Genomic DNA, 539 nt, shown 5'->3' on the forward strand with positions numbered 1-539 from the left:
AACAGTTCCGGCACGATTCGCCTGCTTCTGGACGGGAGTGACAGGCGTTATCCCGGAAAGGCGCGCCACATCGTGCTCCCTCGCATCGGCGCCGTGCGCCTGAAAGAGAAGCCCGTCCGCCGGAAGAAAGGCGGCGTAAAGACCCGCTTCCCGCAGGGGCGCATCCTCCACGCCACCGTCAGCCGGGAGGCTGACCGCTGGTTTGTGAGCGTAACGGTGGAGGAAGAAATTCCGGATCCCACCCCTCCTAAGGGTCCGGCCGCCGGGATTGACCTCGGGCTCAATTCCTTCGCGACGAAGGCGGAAGAAGCCGGCGGCGTCACTCAAATCGAAGCGCCCAAGCCCCTCGCCAAAAGGCTCCGCCTCCTCCAAAGACGCCAGCGCGCCCACAGCCGGAAGGAAAAAGGTTCAAAGAACCGACAAAAATCGGCCCTTCGCCTGGCCCGGCTGCACCGGAAGATCCGGAACATTCGTCTGGACTTCCTCCACAAGCGCACGACCGAACTCGTCCGGACGCATCCGGTGATCGCGATCGAGGA

Annotated in this window: 1 protein-coding gene; it reads left to right on the top strand. The window is 63.6% G+C overall.

Translation table 11 applies throughout. The annotated features are described in order from the left end of the window. Positions 1–539: RNA-guided endonuclease InsQ/TnpB family protein (locus SA87_RS11970; RefSeq protein ID WP_156516551.1), on the top strand; the 539-nt coding region annotated here is incomplete at both ends.

This window comes from Hydrogenibacillus schlegelii (genome assembly GCF_001653195.1).
Classification (GTDB): domain Bacteria; phylum Bacillota; class Bacilli; order Thermicanales; family DSM-22653; genus Hydrogenibacillus; species Hydrogenibacillus schlegelii.